Below are 19,356 nucleotides of genomic sequence, written 5' to 3'. Positions count from 1 at the left end.
CTATTTGATACTCTATTGCCGAGAGAGAGCTAACCCCTGATAGAATTGTCCAATCGTCATTTGCTGGAAGGAAAATCCCACTAGCCTCTATGCTCTTTTTTAACATCTTTTATGAATCTTCATTCTCTATCCTTTCCGCCACACGTTCTACTCCCTGTTTAAACAAGGCGAGTTTATCATCGGTAATCTGTTTATTTCCGTACCTTGCCGCTTCATACACTCGATAAAATTCCTGGTCTTCCTGAAAACCTAACCTTGTGAACCATTCTTGAATCGTTTCGCCGTTCTGACGCGGCATCCCTTTTCCTTCTGCCCGTTTTTCTAAAGAAAAAATTCCTTTTCTGATTTCACTATCCGGGCTTGAATAAGGGATATTTACTGTTTGCGTGTCTCCATCTGGCAAAACAGCTTCCTTAAAGGAGGAATAGCCTGCATATCTTTTGGTATCATCGTCCCCACTCCAGCCATTGTTCCTAAAACGTCTCCAGACATAGAAGACAATCACAAGCAATAAGATTCCGATAAGCGCCTCATTCCACCATGAAAATGAGAGCTCTCCCCCATTCTCAAGCTGTTCCGGAGTAATCTCATATGGCCGTTTTTTGTCAGGTCTCCTTAGGGTCTCCCACCCTTCTGAAACACTTTTTGGCAGCAAGCTTAAACACCAGTTGACCAGCTTCCAAATAGGGTCAATCAAAAAAGACAGCATCCAAAAAAACCATTCAAACATCTTATTCAGCAGACCGCTCACCGTTCCATTCAAAAAAGCAGTCACGGCCGCAAGAGTTACTAAAATGCCTCCATAAACTACTGGAAGTTTGGCTGACCTCATTCTGGTCGACCTCTTTGAATGTTCTGTGCTCTCTGTATATCTCACAATATAGGTGCCTGCCGTGTAAAAGAGCATCCCACAGAGAAAAATCACCAAAATGAATTCTGTAGGCTGCTTTTCGTATATATTTTGGTAAGCATATGATATAAGGGACACAATCATAAGTCCCAGCATATATCCTCCGGCCATCTCATAACGAGAATTCCTTTCTTCTTCCAAGTGGGTGGACACTCTCCAATGAAGCAAAAATAAAATAAGAATAGAAAGCCACCATGGAATCCCCAAAAAGAGTTGGCCAGTTAAAAACAGAGTCAAACCGATACCAGTAAAAGTTTTATTGAATTTTCTGCTTGTCTCCAACCCCATCCAAATTAACGGGAAGGTTACAATAAGTGAAAGGCCGATGAAAGGGATGCACCGGAACATAAAGAAATTTTCATTAGTAAAAAAAGTAAGAACTGCCAGCAGCATCAAAGCATCTGCGGTTAATTTAACAGATACTTTGAGATGGTAAGCGTTCTTTCCTGCTAAGCGTATTTCCTGCTCTGCTGCTTCCATTCCTGCAAAACTCCTTGCTCTTTATGATTTTCCAACTGAAACACGGAAACGTCCCTTTGGTTCATTATCGATAGGAGCTTTTCACTTTCTTTATCCTGCTCCCCTATCGAAATAAGTACAGGTGGAACCTGATGATGCATGAGTAAAAATTGATACAGTTGGCTGAAGGGAAAGGTCACGTCATCTGCAGAAAGGACGGAAAGCAGTTCAAGCGCCCTTTGCCTTTGCTTCATTCCTTCTCCGGCTGTCAAATAGTAAAATGGAGTCCCGCTGAATGACCGGACATTTACTGCCAACGCGAAAGGAATGCCCTGTTTTGCAGCCATTTCAATAATATAGGCTGTACGTTCAATCATCTCCTCCAAATTACTTGTTATGGAATAATGTGCTGATATATTCAAGGTAATCAACCAATTCCGGCTGGTTGCCGGGGAATGAATCTTTGTCTGCAGCGACTGCATCTTGGCAGTGGCTTTCCAATTGATACTTGCAAAGCTGTCACCGGGTGTATACTCTCTGGTGCCTACCGGTTGAAATGGATCATTGAATAAAGAATTCAGGACGGTAAAATCCCCCTGGATCTTTGTATGCGCAGAGGTAAACCCATCCACAGACTTACTCTGAGGAAAGACCAAAATATCTGATTTCACCGGTTTGTCATACTGCATTTGAATACCGCCGCTGCCGAACAAATTCGGGATATCCACTGTAAGTTTTGCTATCCTGGCCAGCCCTCTCCTTCTTGCTTCAATCGGGAACCTCACTTCAATCCTTTCATTTTGGCTCAATGAAAAAGGAATCTTCATTTCAATGATCCCGCCAGGAAACTCATCGTAATCAATCCCAATCGGAATGACAACATCATCAAAGCGAAGGATGAGTGATCCATTTAGGATCGGCAATCCTGTATTCTCAAATTTAAATGACCACTCTCCCCGATCCCCTTTGTTGAATTTTTCCTTATTTCTTTCGTTTTTGAATACCAGCCTTTTTCCCGCATGATGGATATAACTCTGAGAGCCATAAAATAGGGCAAAAGACAGAAGGAATATTGATAAAATCATCAGGTTTTGCAGTATTAAACCAAGCAGTGACAAGAATAAACACAAGAAAATGCAGGCGGAAATTAAATTAGAATCGGATGTCTCTCTTTTCCACTCCACCGTTAAACCCTCGATTCAACCGGGACCAGTACTTCTTTAATCAGTTCTTCCATCACACGTTCATTTGTCTTGATCAATGAAGCTTCGGGTGTGAGAGATATTCTATGGCTGAGAACAAATGCAGCTACTTTCTTAATATCTGCTGGTATAACATAATCCCTTTCATTGATATAGGCCATTCCTTGAGCAGCACGAAACAATGCAAGGCTGGCGCGCGGGCTTACCCCCAGCTCAATTAATTCATGTTCCCTGGTTTTTCTTGTTATTTGCAATATGTATGACTCGATGTCTTCGGATACATGAACTTCTTTCACCTGTTTCGCATACTCCGTCAGTTCTTCAGGAGTAATCACCGTTTGAATAGTATCAAGCGGCTGATGTTCCTTGAACCGCCTTAACATCTCTCTTTCACTCTCAAATTCAGGATATGTAATCGGGACTTTCATCAGGAACCTGTCCAGCTGGGCTGCAGGGAGAGGAAACGTACCCTGTTGTGACTCCACTGGATTCTGTGTTGCCAATACAATGAAAGGCTCCTCAAGCTTTAGCGTTTTCCCTTCGATTGTAACCTGCTTTTCTTCCATTACTTCAAGCAGACTCGATTGAGTCCTCGGTGTAGCCCTGTTTATTTCATCAGCAAGCAGCACATTAGTGACGACTGGACCCGGGCGCAGTTCAAACTCCTGTTCCTTTGGATTGAAGTATTGAATACCCGTTACGTCACTCGGAAGGACATCAGGCGTGAACTGGATTCTGCAGAAACTTGATTGAATACAGCCTGCAAAGGTTTTCGCAAGCATCGTTTTACCTGTACCCGGAACGCTTTCAAACAAAATATGGCCTCCCTGCAAAAGGGCTATACTTACCAATTCTACTTCTTTATCCATCCCTACCATTACTTTTCCAATTTCATTTTTTAATCTATTGACGAACATACGGACCCCCCCATTCTCCCATGAATTATATCACAAGAACTTCTTTTTATTTAAAATCTTCCAAATATTCTTCATTTGTTGTCTAACTCCTAATGTTCCGATAGAATGAATAAAAAGACGAATAGGCGGGTGGGAGAATGAAACCGTTTAAACGAGATGAATCCTTTCGATATACCTTTAAAGACACCTTCCCAGGCAGATTCAAAATAATGCTTCAAAAAGAAAATGAGCTGATTTCCACAAAGGAAGGAAGTTTGCATATTCTTGATATAAGTCCTAAAGGGATGAGGTTCAAGACCAAATTCAATCTGCCTGTTGACCGCTTTGACTTTCACATGGAGATTTATCTCAACATGAACGGGCACGAAATGGTCATTGCCGGGCATCCCATATGGAAAAGGCCTTCAGGAACGGGATTTATGTATGGATTCAAGGCGGCTGAAGATTCAAAGACTGAGCAGTTCATCATCGACACATTGAAAACTTTTACAAAAGAAATAAAAAAGAAGCAGTGATTTTTTCTGCTTCTTTTCTATCCCTTATATAAATTACAAAGCATTCAGATTCGCTAATCTGCTGCCTATTTAACCCTTATGAAATCATCAATCGGAGGATTCATTATGTCATGAAGCATCCTGCCTATCATTTGGTGTGTTAGTTGGAACCATTAATCTCGTGCGGCTACAAAAGGAATTATGATCAGTGTTCATAAATCATCTTTCTTGTCATGCCGCCATCTATTACAAGATTTTCACCATTAATGAAATGATTTTCCTCATGGCACAGGAAGATACATGCCCTGGCAACATCTTCAGGTCTGCCGACACGGTTGGATGGATGCTGAGAATGGTCCACTTCTCTCAATGCTTCATAATCATCTGTTTCTATCCAGCCGGGACTGATACTGTTCACACGGATATTATAATCACTCAGCGTAATAGCTAACGCGTGGGTTATAGAAATGATTCCGCCCTTGCTTGCAGAGTATGCCTCAGTATTCGCTTCTGACATAGTTGCCCTTGTAGACGCCATATTGACAATACTTCCGCCATATTCTCTCATTAGCGGCGCGGCTTCTTTACTGAGGAAGAATACACTGCTTAAATTAGTCGAAATCACTTCCTCCCAGTCTGATGCCTCCATTTCCCAGAAATCCTTAAACTTGGATACCCCGGCATTGTTCACCAGAACATCAATTTTATCGAACTCTTCTTTAATGACTGAAAATAATGCCTTCACATCATCATACTTTCCCACATCGCACTTTTTAAAGATGACCTTATTTCCAGCAGCATCTATTTCCCTTGAAAACCGGAGACCATCTTCTTCCTGTTTATCAACAAGGATAATGGTGTATCCTTCCTTATAAAGTTCCTTCACGATGGCCTTACCAATTCCGTTGGCGCCGCCCGTCACAATCGCTGTTTTATTGTAATTCATCATTGGCCTCCTTTTTTCTTCATTTTTCCTGTTTCTCTTTTACACAAACCTCCGATCTCTTGTATCCAAAAAAAACCTGCCCATTTATAGGCAGATTTTAACTTCTTGGTGTTTCCAAATAGGTGTATATAATATCCCCGCCTTGCTGGGCAATCCCTCTAAAATGTTTAAAATCGTCCTGAGCGATCAAATGCTGCCTGAATTTCAAGAACTCCCCTTTTTGTACTCTGTACTCCCTGACTTCTCCACTTCTTAACTCGTCGAGGATCGCCAGTATCTCCTGATCATCCATCTCACTTTCCCCCTTTCATTACTTTTCAAAAATTTATTAGCCTACTATAGCTTTTTAACACTTTTATTCTACCACCGTTAATCAAAAAATGGGAACATCTTCGTTTCCTACGGTAAAATTAGCCGAAAATTGTCATTTCTCTTTACAAATAAACAGATTATTAGAATAATATTATAATAAAGCCCTTTACCTTTTTGTAATTTTAAGGCAAACTGTAATTAATTGTTTCTGAAACTTTTGACAAAGGAGAGATTTTTGTGAAAAAAGCAGAAGTAGGTAACCTAATTGAATTTCGGGACGGCTTAAAAGGCATCGTTGAAAAAGTGAATGAAAACTCTGTCATCGTCGACCTGACATTCATGGAGAATTACCGCGACCTTGAGCTGGAAGAAAAAACAGTTGTCAATCATAAAAATTATAAAATAATTGAAGCCTAACAGCCAAAAGCCCGGATTCTCCATTTAGGAGTACCAGGCTTTTGCCTTTTCGCGTGGTTTCTTGACGAATATCCGTCCTCATTACTGTTTCCCTTTTGAGATGGTTTCTCCTTCCAGCTCTTTATAAGACTCCACTTTCCCATGGGGATGCTGATCCTGTTTTCTAACATTCCATTGCCTTTCTTTTTCATGTTTTGATTTTGTCATGAACAATCCCTCCTTTAGCGTCTTTTCTATGATGGCTGTTTTTCTGAGGTTTATTCCCTTCCCACTATCAGTTGGATTCGTCCGGTTTCATCCACAACAAAATGATGAACAATAAACTCAGATAACCGAATAGAGGATATAAATAGGAAAGCAGCTGACTGTACTCAAAGAAACTCAGAAGATAAACAATGAGAAATATACCAAGAGTTATGAAGATTCTTTTCCCATTCCAATAATTGGCCATCTGTTTCTCCAGGCCGAAAACCCCGCCAATAATGGAAGTGAATATCTCTCCAAAGATTATGAAAATGTAGATACCATATAAGCTGCCTGCCATACTTTTCATTACGATTGCCATAGGGATTTCATAACTAGTAACATTCGGTATCATTACCAGTGTGAAATGGCTCGACACCAATATCACCGTAAGCAGAACGCCTCCAAGGATCCCACCATATTTTACTGTTTTGATGTCCTTGATTTGGGCGGCAACCGGCACAAGGACTGCTTGAGCCATCGCCAGATTAAAAGCTGCGTACGTAAAAGGGCTTATGACTGCTTTCCATCCATCCTCTGCGTGAGGTATTCTCAGTACGGCTTCAAAAAAATCAGGATCAACAATAATGGTCAGCATAATGGAAATATTGAAGATAATCATGGTGGGAACAACGAGGGTATTAACTGCGAATAACCCTTTCATGCCAATTACCATTACGATGAATCCAAGGAAGATTGACAGCAGTACCCCTGTCTGTTTGTTCATATTTAACTGCTCTTCAAAAACAGCCCCTGCACCTGATAACATGACGGCCGTTACCCCAAGAAGCATGAGCATCATAAGGATGTTCATGAATTTCGAGAACCATTTACCAAATAAATATTCATTAAATTCTTCATAAGATGCTGCCTTGATTTCATGTGCTTTGACCATGATTTTAGAACCTAGAAATATAAATAAATATCCGCTGATAAGGATGCCGATCAAACCAATGAAACCAAATCTGGTGAAGAATTCAACAATTTCCCTTCCAGTGGCAAACCCCGCTCCGATGATAGTACCAACGTAAACTGCCGCTAATTGAAATATACCGCTCCATCTTTTCATCTATTTCACCTCATTACGCATGCTTGTTGTATTGCAAATTATTTATCGCAGCTTTAATTTGTTAAGCCCGCTATTTAACCTTATGTACAAGCAGGGCATTTAAGAAGTACAAACCTTCTTCACAAGAGGAAATAATTGCCTTAAACAGATTGCTTGAAAGTCAAAATTAGTCAAAGTATAATGAAAAATAGGTCAAAGATGATCAAACTATATTATGTCTTTTCTTTTTAAAATATAAATTTAGTCAAAGTTAATCAAAGTCAAAGAACTAATACTTATTTAGGAGGAATAATTTATGCTTTGTCAAAATTGCCAAGAGAACACTGCCAAAATAAACCTGCATTTTAACGTTAATGGTCACAAAAAATCATTATTTCTCTGTCATGAATGCTATACAAATGAAAAGGAAATGAGCAGCTCTCCAAATAACCCTTTCCAAAATTTCTTTGGTGGGAGTGGAGCTGGAGGAGAGCACCAGGCTTTTCATAAATCAACTTCACAGGAAGGAAACAAAGAGAAGTCCTTCTTGGATCAATACGGCCGGAACTTAACACAACTTGCCAAGGCTGACCTTATAGACCCAGTCATCGGGCGGGATGATGAACTAGATAGAATGATTGAGGTTTTAAACCGGAGGAATAAAAATAATCCTGTATTGATCGGGGAGCCTGGAGTCGGGAAAACAGCAATTGCAGAAGGCTTAGCCATTAAGATTGCCAATCGTGAGGTTCCATCCAAACTACTGAATAAAGAGGTCTATCTTCTGGATGTTGCCTCGTTAGTAGCGAACACAGGTATCCGAGGCCAATTCGAGGAACGCATAAAAGCCCTGATTGAAGAACTTCAGAGCAGAAAGAACATCCTGTTATTCATCGATGAAATTCACTTGATTGTCGGCGCAGGTTCTGCAGAAGGCAGCATGGATGCAGGAAATATTCTTAAACCTGCCCTTGCAAGAGGGGAACTGCAGTTGATCGGTGCGACGACGTTGAAAGAGTACAGACAAATTGAGAAAGATGCCGCGTTGGAAAGACGCTTTCAACCCATTCACGTCAAAGAGCCTTCAGAACAAGCCGCAATTGAGATATTGAAAGGCTTGCAAAAAAAATATGAAGACTATCACGAGGTGAGGTTCAGCGACGAAGCGATCGAAAACTGTGTCATTCTTTCAAAACGTTATATTCAGGATCGTTTCCTGCCGGATAAAGCAATCGATCTCCTTGATGAAGCAGGCTCTCACGAAAACCTGAGAAGCGGGCATCAAACTATAGATGGAGGCCGAAGCAGACTCTCTCAAATTGCAGCAGAGAAAGAGGCCGCACTGTCTGAAGAGAATTATGAACTTGCAGCCAAACTGAGGGACGAAGAAGTTCAGCTGGAAAGAACGATAGAAAACCAGGATGATAACCTCTATCCTGTAGTGAACTCTGATCTTATCAAAGAATTAATTGAAAAGAAAACTGGGATTCCTGTAGGAAAACTTCAGGAAGATGAACATAAAAAAATGAAAGAACTCCAGTTTAAACTGAACAGCCAGGTTATCGGGCAGGAAGAAGCAGTAAAAACAGTTGCCAAAGCAATCAGAAGAAGCAGGGCAGGTCTTAAAAACAAGAATCGTCCAATTGGTTCATTCCTATTCATCGGTCCAACCGGGGTTGGGAAAACAGAGCTAACCAAATCTCTTGCCCAAGAACTGTTTGGTACTGCTGATTCCATGATCAGGCTGGATATGAGTGAGTATATGGAGAAACACAGCATTTCCAAATTGATTGGTTCACCTCCAGGCTATGTAGGACATGAAGAAGCAGGGCAGTTATCAGAAAAGGTACGCAGAAATCCATACAGTATAATACTGCTTGATGAAATTGAAAAAGCTCATCCGGATGTACAGCATATGTTCCTTCAAATCCTTGAGGATGGGCGCCTGACTGACAGCCAAGGCAGAACCGTCAGTTTCAAAGACTCTGTCATCATCATGACAAGCAATGCGGGGGTCGGCTTCAAAGAAAAACATGTAGGCTTTACAAGCCACACAATGAAAGAAACATCGACTTTAGAAAAATTGAAAGATTTTTTCAGACCTGAATTCTTGAATCGCTTCGACAATATTGTTGAGTTCAATTCTTTGGGTACTGATGATTTGAAGAAGATTATTGATATCCTCCTGAATGAATTGTATGGAGTTCTTGAGGAGCAGGAAATTAATTTGACTGTGTCAGAAGAAGTCAAAGATAAGCTTGTTGAAGATGGATACCATCCTGCCTTTGGAGCACGGCCATTGCGCAGAATCATTCAAGAAACACTTGAAGACTCCATTGCGGACTTCATCCTGGACCATCCAGGCAAAAAAGAAATGACTGCTGTCATTGAAGATAATGAAATTGTGATCAAGTAATGCGAAAAGCCATGCTTCCTCGGTTGGAAGCATGGCTTTTTTTGCTTCAGGTTGAATTCAAGTTGAGATAGAAATTGATTAAATTGGATAATAATTTATAAGACATCCTGGTGCATCTAAAAACAGGAAAAAGGATTCTATGAAGCGTTCATGAGACAGCCTGTGCATTCATTCAAAAAAATTCCGGCCATTATTGAATGCAAAAGGCTGTTTTCGCATATATTGTTGCTTTCGGAAAAATCCCAAAAGCTGGATTTTCCCCCTGCATACTACGATTTTCGCTCTGAACGAAGAGAGAAGCTCTTTTCTCTCTTGTTAAACAGGGTTTTTTCTGGTTCATTACTCCATAATCTTTCGGAATTAATATCAGATAGCAACAAAGTTTACGAAAAGAGCCATGCAAAAAGAGAGTATTCTCATGAATACTCTCCCCGGTCATCAATAAGATAAATCCTTGATTGACAAACCTACTCTCTTCAACAATTCGATCGCTGTTTCTTTTTCCTCACTATCCAATACAGACATCAACTGATGGATTTGTTTTTCATGGCGTGGAAATAGCTCACCGATGAATTCTTTTCCCTCTTCTGTAATTTGGGCATATGTCACACGGCGGTCACTAGGACAGGCCACCCGCCTGATCAGACCTTTCTTCTCCAGCTTGTCCACGACATACGTAATACTTCCGCTTGCCAGCAGTATTTTTCCGCCTATCTGCTGCAGCGGCTGATCGCCTTTATGGTAAAGCAGTTCAAGAACGGCAAATTCCGTCATATTCAATCCATTGTTTTGAATAAAAACCTGCACATCCTCATTGATGGCTTTATAAGCGCGTGACAGTACAATAAATAACTTCAGTGATTGTTCTATATCTTTTCTTTCTTCCATTTTGATCATTTCCTTTTAAAGTTATTATACCTATTTTACAACTTTCCAGTTGTGGTTGACAGCAGCTGGTACTTTCTTGTGTCTCATAAAATAGTTAGCGAGCAATTCAGTCATATCAATTTGGCTTGATTTGATAACAGGACGGTTTTTAAACATAGGGTACTCTCCCCCACCGCCAGCACGGTAATTGTTCATCACAACTGTGTACTTCCCTGCCATATCGACTGGCTTTCCTTTGTATTCCAGATTCTCAATCCGGCTGCCTATTTCATTGCCGACCTTGATTGTATATTCAATGCCTTCCCACATATCATAATTATAGTGCTGTGGTTTTGGTGTAGAAAAATCCGGGTTCACCATTACTTGTCCCTTGTCATTCAGCAGAAAATAAGAAGCTGACCGCTCCAATGCCTGCTTCATATCTTTCCCGCTGATTTCAATGGCAGTCAATGTATTGGGGTATACATAATTCGAGACTAAATCCCTCATGGTCACTGTAGTTGGGAACCCTGTTGCAGAGTTGTTGAACAAAGCAGTATTCGAAATGTTCACTCCCAGTGCATCCATTTGGACTTTATTGATAAATTCAACCAATGGGTGTTCGATCATTCTTGCTTCCAGCGGGTCGGTAATCGTCATGTCTCCCTGTATGAATCCTATTGGCTGATCGAGCCATTCCTGGGTCCTTGTTTCATATTCATTTGTCAGCTGCAGTACATGTTCATCTTCTTCCTCAAAACCTACTGGAAGCAATCTTGGCTCTTTTCCCACAATTTCCCATTTACCGTTTATCTTGTCAAGCACGATATCTGCACATCCCAGGTATTGGCCATTGGATCCGGGCTGTAGGATCAGTACTCCCTTCACCATGCCGGTCAACTGGCGGTGCTGGTGACCTGTCAGCAATACATCAATACCGTCGATTTCAGAACAAATTCTAAAGCCTTGATTTTCCCCGGTATGAGGCTCTGTCTGCTCTCCTGTTTCAATGTCGCTTTCGAATCCGCCGTGATAGGAAACAATCATTATATCCGGCTTTTCATTTTCCCTGATATATCCGACCCATTGCCTGACAGCATCAAACGCATCCTTGAATGCAAGCCCTTCAATATATTCAGGATTTTCCCAATTGGGTATATAATGGGTCGTTACTCCAAGTATGGCGGCCTTTAATCCGTTAGTAAATTCTTTGATTAAATATGGCTGTCCAAAGTAAGGCTTCCCAGTCTGTTTATCAATAATATTTGCGCAAAGCCAGGGGAAATTGGATTGGTCAACAGCATCATTTATTGTCCTCATTCCATAGTTGAACTCATGGTTTCCTATGACTGCTCCATCATAATTCAGATGATTCAGGACCTTGACCATAGGATTTGTTTTATCAGCCATTTTTTTCACATAGTGGTATGTCATCGGTGTACCTTGAATGACATCACCGTTATCCAGAGTGATCACAAGTTCATTTTCCTTTTGAATCCGCTTGATCAATGTGGCTGCCTTGGCCAATCCTACTGGTTGTAATTCATTGGTTCCATAATTTATAGGAAAGATGTTCCCATGAACATCACTTGTTTCCACTATCGTCAATGAGATTTGTGACATCATTTACCTCCAGCGTTCTCTCTTATAGGTATTGTATCAAATTTCCCTGCAGGTTGTATCATTTCGTTACAGATGCGCTTATTCCATCAATCCAGATTTAAAGAGGGAATCTGTCCTTTTATGATTGTTTGGAAAATAAAAAAAGTCCCCCGGTTTCAATGAGGGCACTGAAAAAGTCCAATAAAGTTCTAAAAGGCAGAATCACTCACCTCAAAGAGCGATTCTGCCTTTTTTACTTCAGATTTTACGAAAAAATGTTGATTTCCGTTCCAGGTGCACGACTCCGCGGGGCGGGCGTTGAGCCTCCTCGGCTTCGCCTGCGGGGTCTCACCTGTCCCGCTAGTCCCGCAGGAGGTCGTGCACCTTCCACTCCAATCAACATTGAGAAAAAAGAACACTACCCGCTAATAAATCCTTACTTTATAATAGAACTAACAATATTAAGTGGGTGGTTTCCAGTGATTCAACAACAACAAACAATGATGTTCAGTAAGTATATGGACCTTTATGATATCGTCGTTCCTCAGGACAATATGTTAAGGAAAATAAACGATTTAATCGATTTCTCCTTTATTTTTGATGAATTAAAGAATAAATATTGTCATGATAATGGGCGAAATGCGATTGATCCTATTCGCATGTTCAAATATTTGTTTTTGAAAACCATTCACGATGTATCAGATGTCGATATTGTTGAGCGGTCTAAATATGATATGTCTTTCAAGTATTTTTTGAATATGGCTCCAGAAGAGCCCGTCATTGATTCAAGTTCTCTGACTAAGTTTCGTAAACTTAGGTTAAAGGACATGAACTTATTAGACATGCTTGTCAACAAGACGGTTGAGATTGCCATAGAGAAAGAAATTATAAAAAGTAAGTCCATTATTGTTGATGCCACCCATACCAAAGCCCGCTATAATCAAATGAAGCCAAAGGAAATTCTTATGGAGCGCTCCAAGAATCTTAGAAAATCGATTTATAAGATTAACGAAAGTATGAAGGACAAGTTCCCTGTGAAGCCAACCAATGATGTTCTGGAAGATGAGATAACCTACTCACAAAAGCTCATTAAGGTGATAGAAAAGGAAGAAATCCTTTTAGAATATCCCAAAGTGAAGGAACAGCTTAATCTCCTGAAAGAAACGGTTGCCGATGATATTGAGCAGCTCCAGTGCATGAATGATCAGGATGCCAAAGTGGGACACAAAACAGCAGATTCCTCCTTTTTTGGCTATAAAACTCATCTTGCGATGAGTGAAGAACGTATTATTACAGCCGCAACCATTACCACTGGAGAAAAGAGTGACGGGAAAGAACTGCAGACACTCATAGAGAAAAGTAAAAACGCGGGCATAGAAGTGGAGACGGTTATTGGGGATGCGGCCTATTCCGAGAAAGATAATATTGAATATTGTGAAGGAAATGAAATCAAACTGGTTTCAAAATTGAACCCTCTAATCACTCAGGGTGCTCGAAAAAAAGAGGACGAATTCGAATTCAATAAGGATGCGGGTATGTATGTCTGCAAGGCAGGACATATGGCTATAAGGAAAGCTAGGCAAGGTAAAAAAGGAGTAGGCAAAAACCAGGCAGACACCTATTATTATGACGTGGATAAATGTAAGAGATGCCCACTGAGAGAAGGGTGCTACAAGGAAGGAGCCAAAAGTAAGACGTATTCCGTTACTATAAAGTCCGATCAGCACTCCTCCCAAGCAAAATTCCAGGAAAGCGAGTATTTTAAGGAAAAGGCAAAAGAACGATATAAAATTGAAGCGAAAAATAGTGAACTAAAACACAGACACGGGTATGATGTAGAAGAATCCTCGGGTCTAATTGGCATGGAATTACAAGGTGCCATGGCTATATTTGCGGTAAATATTAAAAGGATCCTAAAACTAATGTGATAATAAAGGGCAGCATATATGTTTATATCCAAGAAAAAGCCACCCCTTCTTCCTTTTATAGGAAGAAGGGGTGGCTTTTTCTTTATTAATTTTAGTTATAGTTTAGAAATCGGCAGATTTTCAGTGCCCCCGGTTTCAATGCGGGGAACTTTGTTGAGCGTTCTTTATATAGTTTATTTCCTGATATTTTGTAATAAGTTTGTCAAGCTCCTGGCTGCTTTCAACCGTCCGGCTGTCATTTAAGCCGAATTCAGTGCCTATCTCGAGCATTTCTTTTTGTCTTTTAGCAATTCTATAAAGGATGGCTTTTTGGTAGACTTTATCAAATGGGAACATCATTGAAACTCTCACCTTTCTGTCTGTATATGGAATCTCAGTGTATTCTATAATCAGGGATACATTTGAAGTATCGCAACATTAGATATAAAAGTAAATAGTATCGCTAAAACAAGACAAAATCTCCCAAAAAGACCTCCATATATAATATACAATCTGACGAATTACGACAAAATCCCAGCCTCGTGTAACTGGCTGGGATTTAGGTGACTATTCAATTGCAGCCCACATTTCCTTTGGATTCATTTCATAGATTCCGTTTTCTCTGTACATAAAATGATTTATTATGAATTCCCTCCTGATGGTGGCATAATCTTCATGGAATTGTTTAATATATTCATTAATCTCCTTTTCCTCGTATTTCACCCCCGCTTTCAAACCTTCTATTATATGTTCAAAGACGAACAGCTTCTTTTTTCGCTGAGCCGGGATGTGAGTTAACTTTCCATCGGCAGAGAAAAAGTTGTTGATAACCTTTTGTTTTTCTTTTTGAATTTGAACCATCGCTTCTTTATCCCCCTTTCTTTCTTCCGCCATCTTTAACAGGACATTCCCATGATGTTGGATTACTTTCTGATTTAAATGATAATACAATGAATTTTTTTCCCTGCGTGAATACACCAGATTAATGTCCCTAAGCTTTGTCAGGTGATGAGAAATAGTCGGAGCTGAAAGCCCCAGTTTTCCGGCAATCGCAAGTCCATGTAATGGCCCTTCTTTCAAAAGCATGATGATCTTCAATCTGGCCGGATCCCCTATTGTCTTATAAAAGGCAACAAGCTTTTCAAGCTGCATTCGATCCCCCCTTTCTAATTAGATGTGTATCTAATTTCATTATCATCTAATCAGATTGCACTGTCAATTCATTTAAATAGGCTGTTTTCGCATATATTGTTGTTTTCGGAAAAATCCAAAGTGCCGGATTTTTCCCCTGTATTCATAGGGTTTTACTCTCGAAAAAGAACGGGCAGCTCTTTTCTTTCCTGCTCACCGCGGTTTTAACGACGATTTACCAGGATATTAGTTGAAATTTATATTGAATAGCAACAAAGTTTACGAAAAGAGCCTTTAAATACAAAAAAACCTCAATATAACTTGAGGTTTCAGCTTGTAGAGAAAGTCCAGGGTATTAAATTAAATCGTTTGATTTTCGATACAAGAGACGAAACCGAGTTCTGGATAGCTCGAGGCTTTGAAAACTTCTTTATTGAGTTGCTTTTTCCAGCCCGAGAAGGATTTCTTTTTTATCCACCTGACTCCCTGCGTAACCTGTCAGCGATTGATCCTTCCCCACCACCCTATGGCACGGGATGAGGATGGGAAGAGAATTAGCTTTATTCGCCTGGCCAATCGCCCTCACTGCTTTAGGATTATTAATTTTCTCAGCGATATCCTTATAACTGCAAGTACTTCCATAGGGAATGTCCTGCAGGGCTTTCCAGACGGCTTCCTGAAATGGAGTTCCTTTGGTCCTGAGAGGCAGGTCGAACTCTGTCCTAACTCCCTTGAAGTATTCTTCCAACTGATTCGCCGCTTCCATAAGTAGTTCATGTTCATTGGTTGATTCCGCGTCCATTACAAATTCCACTTTTCTAAGGAAGTTCTCTTCTGCCGTAATTTTCAGATTCCCGATCGGACTGGCAATCACGATGCTTTCTATATTCATTGGTTTTCATCCTTTCACACTCGGGAAATCAATATGGAATGTGGTACCGCTACCCAACTCACTTTCCACCTCTACCGTACCTTCATGTTCTTCAACAATCTTGAAAGTGACCATCAGACCAAGCCCTGTTCCTCTTTCCTTGGTTGTATAAAATGGTTCCCCCAATTTTTTTATTTTTTCTTTTGGGATGCCGATCCCTTCATCCGTGATGGAGATTCGGAGGGTTTCTGCATTTTTTTCTGAAATGACAATGGTGATTATGCCCCCCTTCGGCATCACCTCAATTGCATTTTTTACAATATTTATAAAAACCTGTTTTAATTGATTCGGTTCAGCATAAATGGAAGCTATTCCACTGTCATACTGCTCCTTAAACTGTACATTATGCATGACTGCTTGTGCTCTCAAAAGTTCCAGTGTTTCTTTCATGATTTTCGTAAGGTCCGTTTCCTGATATTGAACAGCCTGCGGCTTTGCAAGTATCAAAAATTCAGTGATGATTGACTCAATCCTTTGAAGTTCTGACTGTATGACGTGGAAATACATTTCATGATCGGTTTCCATACTATTTTCAAGAAGCTGAATAAAGCCCTTCAAAGCCGTCATCGGGTTCCGTATTTCATGGGCTATGCCTGCAGCGAGCTCCCCAACAACAGACAAAGTATCGGATTTTCTCAGCTGGTCCTGTAGTTCAACTTCTTCTGTTATATCTCTTATAACAGTCAAATTCAAATTGGATAAGAGATTATATTTAGAGGAAAGCTCCAGATGCTGCTGGCGGTCTTCATTGGTTTTCATCAGTTTTAGAAAGCTTGCCTGGCCCTCTTCCTTCAACTTTTCCTGATAACGCTGGTATTCCTTATCTTCATTTTCTTTAATCATAAATATATCTTTAATATCACTGCCAATCAACTTTTCTTTATTGGTGGATAAGATCTTGAGGGCGACCGGGTTGGCATCGACCAACTGTCCTGAATGATTGGTCAGGACCATTCCATCCAGTGTTCCTTCAAAAATCTTTCGGAACCGTTCTTCACTTTCCCGCAGACTCTTTTCCATTTGATGCCTTTCACTGACGTTTCGGAAGATGGTCATATTATATCCGTCCACCGAATGCAGTTTAGAGGTGAATTCCAGGTGCTTTAATTGATTATTTGGCATAAGGAACAACACTTCATCCCGGACCGCACCTTTGGATTTGAGCTCATGGGTTACCGACTCAAACTTAGACATTTCCAGCGGATAAACAAAGTCTTCAATCTTTTTGGTCAGAATTTCCGAAAGTGAGCATTCAAAGATCTTCAAGGCAGATCTGTTAGCACGGAGTACCCGTCCATCTTGATCCCATAATACAATTGCATCGATCGCTTCCTCAAAAAGGTCTTTAAACAATTCTTCACTCCGCTTCAACTGGATTTCCATCTGTCTCTTTTCAGTGATATCCCGGAGGATGGCCATATGCAGTTCATGATTAACATAAGGGGTCGTTGTATATTCGACAACTGATACCCCCTCAGAATGGGTAATCGGCATCTCTCCCCTCGCTTGTCTTCCTGAATCAAGAAGTTCTTTGATTTTCAACACTTTAAAATGAAAGTTTTCAGGAATGAAGGAAGCCACTCTCCTGCTTAAAACCTCTCTTTTCTTAAGATTCACCTGCTTGCAGAATGCCTGGTTTGCCTCTTGGATAATCCCATGTTTATCAAACAAGAGAATTCCTTCGGCAGCCTGCTGAAAGATATTATTAAGCATATGAAGGTTCATATGGTCGTTTCTTTGTTTCTCGCGCTCACTTGTTATATCTCGCAAAAAAAAGAACGCATAATTGCTTTTCTTTGATTTGGTAATCTTTAAGTCAATATGTTTAAGGGTTCCTCCTGGGGTTGTCAGCAGCGTTTCATCTTCTATCTCCCCTCCCTCTATTACAACCTTTTCATATTGAGAAAAAATCGGTTCGGGTACATCTTGAAAGAATTGGACAAATGACTGATGCAGCAAGGATTTTTCTTCTGCCTCCAGCAAATCGAGCGCTGCTGAATTGGCTTCAATGATGGATAAATCTTTATTCACGATCAAAATCGGGGCGGGTGAAGCCTCTAAAATCACCCTGTACTCTAAGTCATCCAAAGGACTAACAGCTTGATGAGGCTTATACGTTTGATTGTTGGTCATTCCACTTTCCTCCTATTACCATGCATCTTTGCCTTTTATCCAATAGTATCTTTCTTCTGTTTCAGAATGTTTACAGGTTAGTTTCCGATTATATCGTTTCCGTTATTTATAGTTTAAGATTCGATTGAAAGGGTACTTTCAAGATATATTTTTTGATACCTTAGGAGTGCAGAAGCGTCCTTTCCGCTTTTTCCTATCCGGTATTTGAGGATATCTCTAACAGACTGCACAGCAGTAAATCTTAAAACTATTCAAAGTTGGTGAACTCCATGAAGAAAACTAGAAATTATTACTTTGATAACGCAAAGGTCATTCTGATATTCCTGGTCGTATTTGGCCACTTTCTCCGTTCTTTCATTGAGCACGATCAAATAGTTCTGGCCTTGTATAAAACGCTGTATACCTTTCATATGCCTGCCTTTATCATTGTTTCAGGCTTTTTCGCCAAAGGATTCCATAAGAAAGGTTATATCCCAAAGTTATTTAAAAAACTGATCCTGCCGTATCTTTTATTCCAAGTTATTTATACGATCTATTATTATTTTCTATATGACAAGAACAGCTTGACGATTGATATTTATGATCCACAATGGTCCATGTGGTTTTTGTTGAGTTTATTCTGCTGGAACATCCTGCTGTATTTGTTTGTGCGAAAATGGAAACTGACTCAGACTAAAGCATTGCTTATTGCATTTGCTCTAGGTATCGCCATTGGGTTTGTCGACACTGTTTCCAATTACCTGAGCCTTTCCAGGACATTTGTGTTCTTCCCGCTGTTTCTTCTTGGATACTATTTGAAAAAGGAACATTTCTCCAAGATCAGAACGAACAAAGCCCGTATTGCTGCAGCCTTCATTCCGGCAGCTGTATTCATTTTCATGTTTTTTGTACCAGAGTTTTCAGATAAGTGGCTGCTGCATTCCAAATCCTATGAACAACTTGGCGGAAAAGAATTCTTTAGTGCAATAGAGAGAAGCGGTGTTTATCTAATGAATATCGCAATGTCATTCAGCTTTTTCGCTTTTGTTCCAAAGAGCAGGCATTTCTTCACTAAATGGGGAGCCAGTACTCTATATGTTTATCTGATACATGGCTTTTTCATAAAGCTTTTCCGCGAGACTCCTTACCCGGATATCCTGCCGCCGATCCAGTCGATCACCTTACTGGTTGCTGCTTCCTTTATCCTGACTGTACTATTATCCAGCGGGCCATTTACCTCTTTGACACAACCATTGATTGAGCTGAAAACAAGTAAATTCGTTAAACTATTGAAAAGTCTGAAAAACTATAAAAAGAGATATACTGAAAATATGAAGTATTGATGCTGATGCCAATAGACCTATTTTGTCAGCCTTTAAAGTACCAGACCGGCACTAATGCCGGTCTTTTAACTTTTTTATACATATTCTCACCCGTACCGC

General features: G+C 40.3%; 18 protein-coding genes. 5 read left to right on the top strand and 13 right to left on the bottom strand.

What is annotated here, in order from left to right; translation table 11 throughout:
• Window positions 1–109: 109 nt before the first annotated feature.
• Genes AC4E8A_RS07180 through AC4E8A_RS07170 form a run of 3 tightly spaced genes read right to left on the bottom strand, consistent with a single transcriptional unit; the run spans window position 110 to window position 3,488 of the window.
• Window positions 110–1,390 (bottom strand): DUF4129 domain-containing protein, encoded by a 1,281-nt coding sequence (locus AC4E8A_RS07180; protein WP_490197655.1) that lies wholly within the window; start codon window positions 1,388–1,390, stop codon window positions 110–112.
• The gene (locus AC4E8A_RS07175; RefSeq protein WP_490197653.1) at window positions 1,360–2,553 is read right to left on the bottom strand and encodes a DUF58 domain-containing protein; all 1,194 of its coding nucleotides are present in this window, start codon (window positions 2,551–2,553) and stop codon (window positions 1,360–1,362) included. The genes AC4E8A_RS07180 and AC4E8A_RS07175 overlap by 31 nt, the downstream gene beginning before the upstream one ends.
• Before the next feature lie 2 nt (window positions 2,554–2,555).
• Window positions 2,556–3,488 carry an AAA family ATPase gene (locus AC4E8A_RS07170; protein WP_490197652.1) on the bottom strand — a complete coding sequence of 311 codons (933 nt, stop codon included), beginning with the start codon at window positions 3,486–3,488 and terminating at the stop codon, window positions 2,556–2,558.
• 137 nt (window positions 3,489–3,625) lie between these two features.
• Here AC4E8A_RS07170 and AC4E8A_RS07165 point away from each other — a divergent pair, with 137 nt between their 5' ends.
• Window positions 3,626–4,003: a PilZ domain-containing protein gene (locus AC4E8A_RS07165; RefSeq protein ID WP_490197651.1), complete on the top strand. Its 378-nt coding sequence runs from the start codon at window positions 3,626–3,628 to the stop codon at window positions 4,001–4,003.
• Window positions 4,004–4,187: 184 nt separating this feature from the next.
• Here AC4E8A_RS07165 and AC4E8A_RS07160 read toward each other — a convergent pair whose 3' ends face one another.
• Window positions 4,188–4,931, bottom strand: coding sequence for an SDR family NAD(P)-dependent oxidoreductase (locus tag AC4E8A_RS07160; protein WP_490197650.1), 744 nt, complete (start codon window positions 4,929–4,931; stop codon window positions 4,188–4,190).
• Between the two features lie 94 nt (window positions 4,932–5,025).
• The gene (locus AC4E8A_RS07155) at window positions 5,026–5,220 is read right to left on the bottom strand and encodes a hypothetical protein (protein WP_490197649.1); all 195 of its coding nucleotides are present in this window, start codon (window positions 5,218–5,220) and stop codon (window positions 5,026–5,028) included.
• Window positions 5,221–5,477: 257 nt separating this feature from the next.
• Between AC4E8A_RS07155 and AC4E8A_RS07150 the strand changes: the two genes are divergently transcribed.
• Complete coding sequence (locus AC4E8A_RS07150; protein WP_490197648.1) at window positions 5,478–5,657, top strand: YkvS family protein; 180 nt, start codon at window positions 5,478–5,480, stop codon at window positions 5,655–5,657.
• 81 nt (window positions 5,658–5,738) lie between these two features.
• Here AC4E8A_RS07150 and AC4E8A_RS07145 read toward each other — a convergent pair whose 3' ends face one another.
• Window positions 5,739–5,864 (bottom strand): DUF6254 family protein, encoded by a 126-nt coding sequence (locus AC4E8A_RS07145; protein ID WP_490197647.1) that lies wholly within the window; start codon window positions 5,862–5,864, stop codon window positions 5,739–5,741.
• A gap of 67 nt (window positions 5,865–5,931) precedes the next feature.
• Window positions 5,932–6,969, bottom strand: a complete 1,038-nt coding sequence (locus AC4E8A_RS07140) for a YkvI family membrane protein (protein WP_490197646.1) — start codon at window positions 6,967–6,969, stop codon at window positions 5,932–5,934.
• Window positions 6,970–7,264: 295 nt separating this feature from the next.
• Between AC4E8A_RS07140 and AC4E8A_RS07135 the strand changes: the two genes are divergently transcribed.
• Window positions 7,265–9,364 carry an ATP-dependent Clp protease ATP-binding subunit gene (locus AC4E8A_RS07135; protein ID WP_490197645.1) on the top strand — a complete coding sequence of 700 codons (2,100 nt, stop codon included), beginning with the start codon at window positions 7,265–7,267 and terminating at the stop codon, window positions 9,362–9,364.
• 438 nt (window positions 9,365–9,802) lie between these two features.
• Here the strand turns inward: AC4E8A_RS07135 and AC4E8A_RS07130 are convergent, their stop codons facing one another.
• The gene (locus tag AC4E8A_RS07130) at window positions 9,803–10,261 is read right to left on the bottom strand and encodes a MarR family winged helix-turn-helix transcriptional regulator (RefSeq protein ID WP_490197644.1); all 459 of its coding nucleotides are present in this window, start codon (window positions 10,259–10,261) and stop codon (window positions 9,803–9,805) included.
• A gap of 21 nt (window positions 10,262–10,282) precedes the next feature.
• Window positions 10,283–11,857, bottom strand: a complete 1,575-nt coding sequence (locus AC4E8A_RS07125; RefSeq protein WP_490197643.1) for a bifunctional metallophosphatase/5'-nucleotidase — start codon at window positions 11,855–11,857, stop codon at window positions 10,283–10,285.
• A 455-nt stretch (window positions 11,858–12,312) separates the two neighbouring features.
• On the opposite strand from AC4E8A_RS07125, the gene AC4E8A_RS07120 reads away from it, so the two are divergent.
• Window positions 12,313–13,761 (top strand): IS1182 family transposase, encoded by a 1,449-nt coding sequence (locus tag AC4E8A_RS07120; RefSeq protein WP_490197642.1) that lies wholly within the window; start codon window positions 12,313–12,315, stop codon window positions 13,759–13,761.
• Between the two features lie 135 nt (window positions 13,762–13,896).
• Here AC4E8A_RS07120 and AC4E8A_RS07115 read toward each other — a convergent pair whose 3' ends face one another.
• The 4 genes from AC4E8A_RS07115 to AC4E8A_RS07100 all read right to left on the bottom strand — a co-directional run bounded on the left by AC4E8A_RS07115 (window position 13,897) and on the right by AC4E8A_RS07100 (window position 17,935).
• Window positions 13,897–14,100, bottom strand: a complete 204-nt coding sequence (locus tag AC4E8A_RS07115) for an aspartyl-phosphate phosphatase Spo0E family protein (protein ID WP_490197641.1) — start codon at window positions 14,098–14,100, stop codon at window positions 13,897–13,899.
• 207 nt (window positions 14,101–14,307) lie between these two features.
• Window positions 14,308–14,892, bottom strand: a complete 585-nt coding sequence (locus tag AC4E8A_RS07110) for a DUF2087 domain-containing protein (protein WP_490197640.1) — start codon at window positions 14,890–14,892, stop codon at window positions 14,308–14,310.
• Window positions 14,893–15,301: 409 nt separating this feature from the next.
• A complete protein-coding gene (locus tag AC4E8A_RS07105) occupies window positions 15,302–15,763 on the bottom strand; it encodes a methylated-DNA--[protein]-cysteine S-methyltransferase (protein ID WP_490197639.1) in 462 nt (153 codons plus the stop codon).
• A 6-nt stretch (window positions 15,764–15,769) separates the two neighbouring features.
• On the bottom strand, window positions 15,770–17,935 hold the full coding sequence (locus tag AC4E8A_RS07100) for a PAS domain S-box protein (RefSeq protein WP_490197638.1): 2,166 nt from the start codon (window positions 17,933–17,935) through the stop codon (window positions 15,770–15,772).
• Between the two features lie 269 nt (window positions 17,936–18,204).
• Between AC4E8A_RS07100 and AC4E8A_RS07095 the strand changes: the two genes are divergently transcribed.
• On the top strand, window positions 18,205–19,257 hold the full coding sequence (locus tag AC4E8A_RS07095; RefSeq protein ID WP_490197637.1) for an acyltransferase family protein: 1,053 nt from the start codon (window positions 18,205–18,207) through the stop codon (window positions 19,255–19,257).
• Window positions 19,258–19,356: the final 99 nt, after the last annotated feature.

The organism is Bacillus sp. SRL337, assembly GCF_984799155.1.
This window is presented reverse-complemented; position numbering and strand designations above follow the sequence as displayed.